Raw genomic sequence first — 10,959 nt, 5'->3', positions numbered from 1 at the left:
ATCACCGCGCAAAGGCGACGATTCTTCCCAGAACGGGGGGGGCCCCCTTCCCCCCCCCCCCCCCCCCGCCAACGTGAACCTTCGCCGCGCACTGCGATTGTGTAACGGGCAAGCCGACCGCTACCCTGCGGCCATGTTCCGCCGTGCCCGCCCGCGTCCGTCCCTGCTGCTGCGCCTGCTGATGCTGGTCGCGGTGGGTCTGGGCGTGTTCGGCAGCGCCACGGCGTCGGCCCTCGCCGACATCCATATCAGCCTGCATGCCGATGCCGCGCACCTGGCCGATGATGCCGCCGCCGACGGTCCCGACCACGACGGCAACGATCTGCTGCACACCCTGGTCCACTGCGGCCATTGTCACGGCCACGGCGGCGTACTGCCGATGGCGGCGTTGCCGTGGACGCTGCCGTCCGCGCCGCCCCACGCGCTGCCGTCCAGCCTGACCGCGCAGCTGCGTACCCAGCCGCCCGAGAGCCTGCTGCGTCCCCCGATAGCGGTCTGATGCCACGCGGCCCTGTGCCGCCGTTCGCCATCTGAACCGCTTTCTGGAGAACCCCCCATGTGGATGCGTCTGGCAGCCTTGGCTGCCTTTGCGTTCGTGCCGTGCGTGTCTGCGCAGGGTACGGCGGCTGTTGTTTCACCTCCCACCGCGTTGACCCTGGATGACGCCATTGCCCGCGTTGCCCGCTACCACCCCGATCTGCGCCTGGCCGATGCGCAGCGCCCGATCTGGGAAGCGCGCCGCGATGCGGCGGCACTGCGTCCCCCGCTGACGCTTGGCGTCGATCTGGAGAACGCGTTCGGCAGTGGCGACGCCAGCGGCCTGCAGGCCGCCGAACTGACCGTCACCCTGGCCGGCGTGCTCGAGCGCGGCGGCAAGCTGGACGCCCGTCGTGCAGTGGCCCAGGCCAACATCGATGCCCTCGCACCGCAACGCGAAACCGCGCGGCTGGACCTGATGGCCGAGGTGGCCCGGCGCTACCTGGCGGTCACCGAGGCGCGCCAGCAACTGGCCATCGCCACCACCGACATCGAGCAGCGCCGCCGTGCGGTTGCCGCCGCACGCCTGCGCCTGCAGGCCGGTGCGTCGCCGGAATCGGTGCTGCTCACCGCCCAGTCGATGCTCGCCCAGGCCGAACTGGACCGCGACCGTGCCAAACAGATGGACCAGTCCGCGCGTGCGGCGTTGTCCGCCCTGTGGCGCGCGCGCGATCCCGGCTTCGAGGTAGTCACCGGCGATCCGATGCGGTTGCCGGCCCTGCAGGCCTTTGCCGTGCTGGCCGAGGAACTGCAGCGCACCCCCGAACTGGCCGTGCTGGCGGGCGAACGTCGCCTGCGCGAGGCCCAGCTGACCCTGGCCCGGACCCAGGCGCGGCCGGATGTGAGCTGGCAGGTCGGTGTGCGCAACAGCCGCGACACGCGCGATACCGCGCTGGTGGCCGGCTTCAGCCTGCCGCTGGGCAGCGTGCGCCGCGCCGAACCGGACATCCGTGCCGCCGAGGCCGAACTGGCCTTGAGCAGCGTCGAGCGCGAGGCACGCGAACTGCAGCTCTACGCCACCCTGGCCGAGGCGCACGGCCGTTACCTGACCGCGCGGCTGGAAGTCACGCGCATGGCCAGTGACGTGCTGCCGCAGCTCAAGCGCGCCGAGAACGCCGCCGAGAAGGCATGGCGTGCCGGTGCCATCAGCTACATGGAATGGGCGCAGCTGCAGGCCCTGCGCATCGAGGCGCGTCAGCGCCAGTTGGCCGCCGCCATCGCCGCGCAGACCGCGCTGATCGAAATCCAGCGACTCACCGGCCAGAGCATGGTCGCTACCGCCGATCCGGCGCTTTCCACAGTGTCCACGGAGGACCGCCCATGACCGCCATCGCAACCCGTACCGCCTGGGCGGCCAGCCTGCTGCTGGCCCTGTTGGCCCTGACCGGGTGTGGCAAAGAAGCGTCGACCGCCACCACGCCCAGCGCCGCGGAAGACCCGGGCCACGGCGAGCCCGGCCACGAGGACGGCGAGGACGACCACGACGCACCGGAGAGCACCACGATCACCGCAGCGATGGCCGCGCAGGCCGGCATCCGCGTGGCGCCCGTGGCCGCCGGCACGATTGCCGACGAACACGATGTGCAGGGCCTGCTGACCCCGGTCGATGGACGCGTGGCGCAGGTGATGGCGCGCTTCCCCGGCCCGATCCGCTCGCTGCGCGCCAACGTCGGCGACCGCGTGGCGGCCGGGCAGGTCCTGGCCAGCATCGAGAGCAATCTCAGCCTGACCACCTACACCGTCAGCGCGCCGATTGCCGGCGTGGTGCTGTCGCGCCAGGCCCAGGTCGGCGGCGTGGCCGGGGAGGGCACGCCGCTGTTCGAGATCGGCGATCTGTCCACGCTGTGGGTGGACCTGCACATCTTCGGCAACGATACCCAGCACATCACCGCCGGCGTGCCGGTCACGGTGTCGCGCATGACCGATGGCGTGAGCCAGACCACCACGCTCGAACGCGTGCTGCCCGGCACCGCCACCGCCAGCCAGAGCACCGTGGCGCGCGCCACGCTGCGCAACGACGACGGTCTGTGGCGGCCCGGTGCGGCGGTCAAGGCGCGCATCGTGGTGGCCACCACGCCGGCCGCGCAGGTGGTGCCGTTGTCGGCACTGCAGAGCATGGACGGCAAGGATGTGGTGTTCGTGCGCAGCGGCGACACCTACACTGCGCGCCCGGTCACCCTGGGCGCACGCGATGCCACCCAGGTCGAAGTCCTGTCGGGCGTGACGCCCGGCGAAGACGTGGTGGTCGAGCAGAGCTACGTGGTCAAGGCCGATATCGGCAAGGCAGGGGCGTCGCATGAACATTGAACGCGCGCTGCCGCCGACCGTCCGCGGAGGATGCCGTCATGCTTGAGCGCATCATTGGCGTGTCCATCGCCCATCGCTGGCTGATGATGAGCCTGACCACGGTGCTGATCGCGGTGGGCATCTGGAGCTTCACCCAGCTGCCGATCGACGCGACCCCGGACATCACCAATGTCCAGGTGCAGATCAACACCGCCGCGCCGGGCTACTCGCCGCTGGAGACCGAACAGCGCATCACCTATCCGGTGGAAACGGTGATGGCCGGCCTGCCGCGCATGGAGCAGGCCCGCTCGCTGTCGCGCTACGGGCTGTCGCAGGTGACCGTGGTGTTCGAGGACGGCACCGACATCTACTTTGCGCGGCAACAGGTGGCCGAACGCCTGCAACAGGTCAAATCGCAGATTCCCGCAGGACTGGATCCGCAGCTCGGCCCGATCTCCACCGGTCTGGGCGAGATCTTCATGTACACCATCGACGCCGATCCCAAGGCGCGCAAAGCCGATGGCACCCCGTACACCGCCACCGACCTGCGCACCCTGCAGGACTGGGTGATCCGGCCGCAGCTGCGCAACGTGCCGGGGGTGACCGAGGTCAACACCATCGGTGGCTTCCAGCGCCAGGTCCACATCACGCCGGACCCGGCCCGGCTGCGTGCGCTGGGCTTCACCCTGGAAGACGTTGCCCAGGCGGTGGAGACCAACAACCAGAACGTCGGCGCCGGCTACATCGAACGCAACGGCCAGCAGTTCCTGGTGCGCATCCCCGGGCAGGTGGCCAACCTGGAGGAGATCGGCAACATCGTGCTGGCGCGCCGTGAGGGCGTGCCGATCCACGTGCATGACGTGGCCGAGGTCAAGGACGGCCCGGAACTGCGCAGCGGCGCGGCGACCCAGAACGGCCACGAAGTGGTGATGGGCACGGTGGTGATGCTGATCGGCGCCAACAGCCGCGACGTGGCCCAGGCGGCCGCCGCGCGCCTGCAGCAGGCCCAGCGCAGCCTGCCCGAGGGCGTCACCGTCACCGCCAGCTATGACCGCACCGCGCTGGTGGACCGCACCATCGCCACCGTGGCCAAGAACCTGGTCGAGGGCGCGCTGCTGGTGATCGTGGTGCTGTTCCTGCTGCTCGGCAATTTCCGCGCGGCGCTGATCACCGCCGCGGTGATTCCGCTGGCGATGCTGTTCACTCTCACCGGGATGGCGCGCGGGGGCGTGTCGGCCAACCTGATGAGCCTGGGCGCGCTGGATTTCGGCCTTATCGTCGACGGTGCGGTGATCATCATCGAGAACTGCCTGCGTCGCTTCGGCGAACGCCAGCACGCGCTCGGCCGCGACATGACCCGCCAGGAGCGTTTCCAGGAAACCGCCAGCGCCACCGCCGAGGTGATCCGACCCAGCCTGTTCGGCCTGGGCATCATCACCGCGGTGTACCTGCCGATCTTCGCGCTGTCCGGCGTGGAAGGAAAAATGTTCCACCCGATGGCGATCACCGTGGTGCTGGCCCTGACCGGCGCGATGGTGCTGGCGCTGACCTTCGTGCCGGCCGCGATCGCGCTGTTCCTTGGCGGGCGCGTGCAGGAGAAGGAAAACCGCCTGATGGCCTGGGTGCGCCGGCGCTATGAGCCGCTGCTGGCGTTCTCGCTGCGTCGCGGGCGCTGGATGGTGGCCGGTGCGCTGGTGCTGGTGGTCGGCTGCGGGCTGCTCGCCACGCGGCTGGGCAGCGAGTTCGTGCCCAACCTGGACGAAGGCGATGTGGCCATGCATGCCATGCGCATTCCCGGCACCAGCCTCACCCAGTCCATCGAGATGCAGAAGCACATCGAGAACCGGCTGGTGCAGTTCCCCGAGGTGAGCAAGGTGTTTTCCAAGATCGGTACGCCCGAGGTCGCCTCCGACCCGATGCCACCGTCGGTGGCCGACACCTTCATCATGATGAAACCGCGCAGGGAGTGGCCGGACCCGCGCAAGTCGCGTGCGACGCTGCTGGGTGAACTGGAGGCGGCGGTCGAGCAGCTGCCGGGCAACAACTACGAGTTCACCCAGCCGATCCAGATGCGCACCAACGAGCTGATCTCCGGTGTACGCGCGGACGTGGCGGTGATGCTGTTCGGCGACGACCTGGAAACGCTGTTGTCGGTGGGCAAACGCATCGCCGCGGTAGCCGGCAAGGTGCCGGGCGCGGCCGACGTGCGGGTCGAGGAAACCAGTGGCCTGCCGCTGCTCACCGTGACCCCCAACCGCACCGCGCTGGCCGGTTACGGGCTCAATCCGGGCCAGGTGCAGTCCACCGTCGCCACGGCGGTGGGCGGGCAGGTGGCCGGGCAGCTGTTCGAAGGCGACCGCCGTTTCGACATCGTGGTGCGGTTGCCGGAAGCCCTGCGCCAGGACCCGGCCGCATTGGCCGACCTGCCGGTATCGCTGGAAAGCGCGCTGGCCGGCGGCGATGCCGACGAATCCAGCCGTGGCGGCAGCGGCAGTACCGGCGCACGCACGGTGCCGCTGCGTGAACTGGCCACGCTGGCCAACAGTGAGGGCCCGAACCAGATCAACCGCGAGAACGGCAAGCGCCGCATCGTGGTCACCGCCAATGTGCGCGACCGCGACCTGGGCGGCTTCGTGCGCGATCTGCAGCAGGCCATCGGTCGCGATGTCGCGGTGCCAAACGGGTACTGGATCGAGTACGGCGGCAGCTTCGAGCAGTTGATCTCGGCCAGCCAGCGCCTGGCGATCGTGGTGCCGCTCACCCTGGTCATCATCTTCGCGTTGCTGTTCTGGGCCTTCGGCTCGATCAAGGACGCGGCCATCGTGTTCAGCGGCGTACCGCTGGCGCTGACCGGCGGGGTGCTGGCCCTGGCCGCGCGGGGCATTCCGCTGTCGATCTCGGCCGGCGTCGGCTTCATCGCGCTGTCCGGCGTGGCGGTGCTCAACGGCCTGGTGATGATCAGCTTCGTGCGCAGCCTGCGCGACGGTGGTCTGCCGCTGGCCGACGCCGTGCGCGACGGCGCGCTGGGCCGCCTGCGCCCGGTGCTGATGACCGCACTGGTAGCGTCGCTGGGCTTTGTGCCGATGGCGTTCAATGTCGGTGCCGGTTCGGAAGTGCAGCGCCCGCTGGCGACGGTGGTGATCGGCGGCATCGTGTCGTCCACGCTGCTGACCCTGCTGGTGCTGCCGGTGCTGTACCGCTGGCTGCATCGTCGCGACGCGCCACCGGCATGAGCATGGCCGCGTCGCTGCTGCGGCATGACGCCGGCGCGGGCTGATGCATGGCCGCGTCGCTGCTGCAACATGACGGCACCGTCGGTAGAGCCGACCGTTGGTCGGCTCACGCGCGCAGCGCGGGTTTTCCGGTGACGGAAGGGAGAGCAGCCGACCCACGGTCGGCTCTACCAGAGGATGGCGCGCGGAGCCTGCCCGAGTCTGGTACCTTTCTGCGTCGTTACGCCGCGGCCGCGGCAATGCAGGACGCAGCGACATGGCGCGCAATCTACTGTTGGGTACCCCTCCAACCACCACCCCGGCCCTGGCCACTACGCGGTCACAGGCCGCGACAGGTCTGGCCTCCGCATCGCTGGACACCCGCCTGCGCCAGAAGCGCTCGCCGGCGTATATGCAGGCGATGGCCAAACTCGATGCCGGCGGCCATGTGCACGACCGCCAGGCACTGGATGCGCTGCTCGCGCAGATCGACCAGGAACTGGGCAAGATCGAGATCCAGGAGCGCCTGCTGGGCATTGTCGGGCGTTGCTACCTGGGGCATCCCTACGAAGTGCATACCCTGGACCTCGGCGGGCGCATCACCGAGCATTTCAAGAAAGGCCACCCGCTGCCGCTAACGCTCGAACGGGCCCGCGTCCTGGCCACGCATCCGTCGTATGCCTTCATCGAGGTGTACGCCACGCGCATGGTGGCGGTGAGCGACTCCGGGCAGACCGCGATCATTGAAGGAACGGCATGAGTACCCAACGCATCATCCATATGGCGGACCTCTCCGCCATCAGCAACAGCCTGCGCACGCTGGGCCGCGACCTGGACTCCCTGAACTCGCAGGTCGGCGCGGTCCAGCACGATGTCGGCGCAACCCGCAGCGAACTGGCGCGCCTGGAAAAGGCGTTCATGGATTTCGTCGCCGCAGACGTCAAGGCCAAAGAGCTGTCGCTCGCCGAGACCCGCCAGGTCAAGATCCGCCAGGAACTGGAAACCCGCTTCGGCCACTACGGCGAGGTGCGTCGCCAGACCACCGGCATCCTGCAGGCCGCCGACATCTCGCTGGTCCGCCAGGACACCATCCGTGCTGCCAGCGAGAACCTGATGCTCGCCGCGCCGGGGTACTGGCTGGCGCCGGCGCTGGTCGCGCTGGCCGCCTGGCTCAACGACCACAAGGACCTGGCCGAGCGCGCGCTGGCCGAGGCGATCCGCCGCGACGACGAGAAGACCAGCCTGCTGTTCGCGCTGGTCAGCCGCCGTGCCGGCCGTCTGGCCGCGTCGCAGCAGTGGATGGACCGTTACCTGGGCATGCAGAACCCGGTGGAACTGGACCGCCAGACCGTGGTGCTGATCGATGCGATCGCCGCCGGTGTGTTCGGCGTGGAAACCGCGCTGGCCTGCGTGGCGCGTACCAGCGACTGGATCGAGGAGCTGTCCCAGCGGGCCGGCTTCATCGAGAGCCAGCGCAGCCAGTGGATCGATGCGCTGCGCTCGAAGACGCCGCATGGCGACGACAGCGCCCGCTATCCGCACCTGCAGCAGTACAGCCCCACCTGGCCGGCCCTGCAGGCCTCGCTCAATGCCACCGCCACGCACGGTGCGGTGGCCCAGCATTTCCAGAACGTGTTCACTGGCGAGGTCCGCGCGACCGCCGGCCTGACGGCCGACGTCGATGCGCTGCTGACCAAGCTGGTTTCCCATTTCGATGTGGAGGAGCTGCCGCTGCGTCGTGATGAGGAGCTGTGCCGCCTGATCATCGAAGAGAACGGCGACCGCGCTGCCGCCACGTCGCGCTTCCAGCTGCAGGATCCCGCGCTGGAGCACCGCATCAGCTTCACCCAGCTGCTGACCAACGCGGCGATGCACCCGGAAACCTCACACGCCTCGCGCGCCACCCAGCGCTTCGCCACCGCGCAGTCGCGCGCCTGGATCCTGGAAGCGCACCACGACCTCACCGCCAGCATCCGCCTGGCGGTGCCGACGCAGGTGCAGCTGCACCTGGATGGCTGGGACGGAACCACCACCGACGGTGGCAACCAGGCCGAGCTGGAAACCTCGCTGGGCCAGCACATCGACGGCCGCCTGGCCGAAGCGCTGGCATCGGTGAAGCTGGGCATCCACCACTGGCTGGTGATGGGCCTGGGCATCCTGCTGATGCTGCTGGCCCTGGGCAACATCGTGGGCATGGTGATCGCCGCGGTGATGCTGCTGTGGGTGTATATGGCGTACCGCAACCTGGACAAGCAGCGCACCAAGGTCCGCGCCGATTTCGCCGCACTGCGCGAGCAGACCCAGCAGGCCTTGAAGGCCTGTGTTGCCGAAGTGGTCGAAGTACGCCGCGACCTGGCCGCGCGCGATGCGCAGTCCGAGTCGGTGACCGCGCTGCTGGAATCGATCACGCCCGACCAGTTCACCCTGAGCGGCCACGACAACACCCGCCGCATTCTTGCCGCCACCGCCTGAGGCCCGCCATGACCCGATCCCTGCTGGATGCCACTGCCGCGCCGCCGCCGTTGCCGGTCGACGCGCCCTCCCTGCCGCCGTCGCCGGTCGAGCGCACACCGTCTCCGGCCGTGTCCGCCGCCCCGGACGCCCTCGCCGGCGCCCTGCCGGGCTGGGACCTGCTGCCGGCCACCGGGTTCGTGCGGCGCAAGCGCGCCACGGCCGGATGACCCTGCCGGTTCCCCGCACCTACGCGCAGTGGAGCCAGGTGCTGGAGGCCTTCGACGATGGCCAGCACGATGCCGAGGCCCTGGCCGCGATGGCGGCCGGGCAGCTGGACTGGACGCCCGGCGTGGCCACGCTGTTCAGCCAGCGTGTCTGCGCGCTGCTCGACCGCCGCCTGCAGCGCTGCGGTGCACGCCTGACCCGTGACCTCGGCCTGCGCGGCGACGATGTCACCCTGGTGCGCGCGCTGCTCGATGCGCGCCGCCACTTCGCCGTGCTCTACCAGTTGGCCACCCTGGCCACGCTGCCGGAACCGCTGCGCGCGCATCTGCGTACCGAGCTGGAACGCATCGCCGCGGACATGCAGCGCGGGCTGGAGGAGGGCGCACAACGCGCCCGTTGCGAGCGTTCGCTGCGCGCGCTGCGCCACAACAGCCTGTGCCACTACCGGCCCACCGCCACCGATGCCGTCGCGCCCGCCCTGGTGCCCGGCGCCCCTTCCGCGGAATCGCCGGCACTGCCGGCGCGCCGCCGTACCCTGATGATCTGACCCCATGAGCGATACCCGCGAGTTCCACGCCACCCTGACCCGCTACCTGAAGGCACGCGTGCCCTTCATCTCCATCCGCAGCACCGAGCGGGCGCGGGTGCTGGACATCCTGCGCGACGTTGCCGGCGCGCTGAACGCCCCGTTCTACGTGCACACCCTGTCGCAGGGCACGCGTGAGCTGTCCACGGGCCGTATCGTCAACGAAGACAGGTCGGTGGTCGGTGCGGTCGACTTCGCCAGCCAGCAGATGGCCCAGCGCCAGAACCTGAGTTTCGTGCTCACCGAAGTGTCCGACCTGGAGGACGACACGCCCTCGGCACGGCAGCTGATCGACGTGGCGATGCTGGCCGCCGACCACGGCGGTTCGGTGGTGGTGGTGACCAGCAAGCCGATCTTCGGCCAGCTGCAGCGGCTGGGCATGTCGCTGGTGCTGTCGCCGCCGACCGAAGACGAGATGGCGGTGATCATCCACGAACAGATCGACCCGTATCGCAGCCAGTTCCAGATCGCCTGGGACGATGCCGACATCCGCCAGGCCGCCGCCATCCTCGCCGGCATCTCGCGCCTGGAAGCGGAGAACATCATCGCCACGCTGCTGGTGAACGGCCGCATCGACAAGAACGACCTGGTGGAGCTGATGCACGCCAAGGACCGCATCTTCGCCGACATTTCCGGCATCGAGCGGGTGCCCGTGCGCGGCGGCGACCTCAGCGTGGGCGGCCTGGGCGGGCTCAAGGACTGGCTGGCCCGCGAGCGCCCGCTGCTGACCGCCGACCTGCGCGAACGCGGCATCCGCCCGCCGCGCGGCGTGCTGCTGGTGGGCGTGCCCGGCTGCGGCAAATCGCTGTCGGCCAAGGCCATCGCGCAGGACTGGCAGTTGCCGCTGTACCGGCTGGACCTGTCCACGATCCACGGCCAGTACCTCGGGCAGAGCGAGGGCCGGCTGAAGGAAGCCCTGGCCACCGCCGACCACGTTGCGCCGTGTGTGCTGTGGATCGACGAGATCGAGAAGGGCCTGGCCGGCGCGACCGGCGGCGGCGATGGCGGCACCTCGACCCGGCTGGTCGGCCAGTTCCTGTACTGGCTGCAGGAAGCCCGCACCCGGGTGTTCGTGGTGGCCACCGCCAACGATGTCTCCAAGCTGCCGCCGGAGCTGCTGCGCCGTGGCCGCTTCGACGAACTGTTCTTCGTCGACCTGCCGACCGCACCGGAACGCCGCGACATCATCGGCATCTACGCCCGGCGCGGCCTCCAGCAGCGCGAGCTGGCCCCGGCGCTGCTCGACGAACTGGTCGACCTGTCCGAGGGCTTTGCCGGCTCGGACCTGGAGTCGGCCGTGCGCGAGGTGGTCAAGGAGGCCTACCTGAAGGGCGACGCGGTGGTCACCGATGACCTGTTCCGGCGCAGCTTCCAGAACGTGGTGCCGCTGTCGCGGACCGCCCCGGAGCAGATCGAGAACATCCGTGCCTGGGGCCGGGAGCGGGCCGTGCCTGCCTCCGGCGAGGCGATCGCCGGCACCCCGCTGACCAGCGGCCGCCCGCGCCGCGCCGTGCTGACCTGAGCCGGCGCCACGTGATTAACTGATCTTTATGGCGAGTGACGGGGATCCTTCTCTGCCCTCGCAACTCGGGCACAGGTCCTCATCCGCCAGCGGAGTCGTGGGCGCGCGCTTTGCACTTATGCCTGCTCAGGCTGGCC

Annotated in this window: 9 protein-coding genes; all 9 read left to right on the top strand. The window is 69.7% G+C overall.

Annotation, left to right across the window (positions count from 1 at the left end):
- The first annotated feature begins 133 nt into the window (after positions 1-133).
- The 9 genes from ACO6VK_RS08365 (at position 134) to ACO6VK_RS08325 (ending at position 10,822) form a co-directional block, all read left to right on the top strand.
- On the top strand, positions 134-499 hold the full coding sequence (locus ACO6VK_RS08365; RefSeq protein WP_422506421.1) for a DUF2946 family protein: 366 nt from the start codon (positions 134-136) through the stop codon (positions 497-499).
- Positions 500-556: 57 nt separating this feature from the next.
- Positions 557-1,861 carry a TolC family protein gene (locus ACO6VK_RS08360; RefSeq protein WP_422506420.1) on the top strand — a complete coding sequence of 435 codons (1,305 nt, stop codon included), beginning with the start codon at positions 557-559 and terminating at the stop codon, positions 1,859-1,861.
- The gene (locus ACO6VK_RS08355) at positions 1,858-2,844 is read left to right on the top strand and encodes an efflux RND transporter periplasmic adaptor subunit (RefSeq protein ID WP_422506419.1); all 987 of its coding nucleotides are present in this window, start codon (positions 1,858-1,860) and stop codon (positions 2,842-2,844) included. The genes ACO6VK_RS08360 and ACO6VK_RS08355 overlap by 4 nt, the downstream gene beginning before the upstream one ends.
- Before the next feature lie 38 nt (positions 2,845-2,882).
- Positions 2,883-6,056: an efflux RND transporter permease subunit gene (locus ACO6VK_RS08350; protein WP_422506418.1), complete on the top strand. Its 3,174-nt coding sequence runs from the start codon at positions 2,883-2,885 to the stop codon at positions 6,054-6,056.
- A 256-nt stretch (positions 6,057-6,312) separates the two neighbouring features.
- Positions 6,313-6,795 carry a hypothetical protein gene (locus ACO6VK_RS08345; protein WP_422506417.1) on the top strand — a complete coding sequence of 161 codons (483 nt, stop codon included), beginning with the start codon at positions 6,313-6,315 and terminating at the stop codon, positions 6,793-6,795.
- Positions 6,792-8,507: a hypothetical protein gene (locus ACO6VK_RS08340; protein WP_422506416.1), complete on the top strand. Its 1,716-nt coding sequence runs from the start codon at positions 6,792-6,794 to the stop codon at positions 8,505-8,507. The genes ACO6VK_RS08345 and ACO6VK_RS08340 overlap by 4 nt, the downstream gene beginning before the upstream one ends.
- Before the next feature lie 8 nt (positions 8,508-8,515).
- On the top strand, positions 8,516-8,716 hold the full coding sequence (locus ACO6VK_RS08335; RefSeq protein ID WP_422506415.1) for a hypothetical protein: 201 nt from the start codon (positions 8,516-8,518) through the stop codon (positions 8,714-8,716).
- Complete coding sequence (locus tag ACO6VK_RS08330; RefSeq protein ID WP_422506414.1) at positions 8,713-9,261, top strand: hypothetical protein; 549 nt, start codon at positions 8,713-8,715, stop codon at positions 9,259-9,261. Before ACO6VK_RS08335 ends, ACO6VK_RS08330 begins: the two co-directional genes overlap by 4 nt.
- A 4-nt stretch (positions 9,262-9,265) precedes the next feature.
- Positions 9,266-10,822, top strand: a complete 1,557-nt coding sequence (locus tag ACO6VK_RS08325; RefSeq protein ID WP_422506413.1) for an AAA family ATPase — start codon at positions 9,266-9,268, stop codon at positions 10,820-10,822.
- Positions 10,823-10,959: the final 137 nt, after the last annotated feature.

This window comes from Stenotrophomonas sp. GZD-301, from assembly GCF_049310345.1.
In the GTDB taxonomy this organism is placed as follows: domain Bacteria; phylum Pseudomonadota; class Gammaproteobacteria; order Xanthomonadales; family Xanthomonadaceae; genus Stenotrophomonas.
This window is presented reverse-complemented; position numbering and strand designations above follow the sequence as displayed.

Bases quoted from the DNA above. Each gene is read 5' to 3' on its own strand.
- ACO6VK_RS08365 (WP_422506421.1), top strand. From the start codon at position 134: ATGTTCCGCCGTGCCCGCCCGCGTCCGTCCCTGCTGCTGCGCCTGCTG.
- ACO6VK_RS08360 (WP_422506420.1), top strand. From the start codon at position 557: ATGTGGATGCGTCTGGCAGCCTTGGCTGCCTTTGCGTTCGTGCCGTGC.
- ACO6VK_RS08355 (WP_422506419.1), top strand. From the start codon at position 1,858: ATGACCGCCATCGCAACCCGTACCGCCTGGGCGGCCAGCCTGCTGCTG.
- ACO6VK_RS08350 (WP_422506418.1), top strand. From the start codon at position 2,883: ATGCTTGAGCGCATCATTGGCGTGTCCATCGCCCATCGCTGGCTGATG.
- ACO6VK_RS08345 (WP_422506417.1), top strand. From the start codon at position 6,313: ATGGCGCGCAATCTACTGTTGGGTACCCCTCCAACCACCACCCCGGCC.
- ACO6VK_RS08340 (WP_422506416.1), top strand. From the start codon at position 6,792: ATGAGTACCCAACGCATCATCCATATGGCGGACCTCTCCGCCATCAGC.
- ACO6VK_RS08335 (WP_422506415.1), top strand. From the start codon at position 8,516: ATGACCCGATCCCTGCTGGATGCCACTGCCGCGCCGCCGCCGTTGCCG.
- ACO6VK_RS08330 (WP_422506414.1), top strand. From the start codon at position 8,713: ATGACCCTGCCGGTTCCCCGCACCTACGCGCAGTGGAGCCAGGTGCTG.
- ACO6VK_RS08325 (WP_422506413.1), top strand. From the start codon at position 9,266: ATGAGCGATACCCGCGAGTTCCACGCCACCCTGACCCGCTACCTGAAG.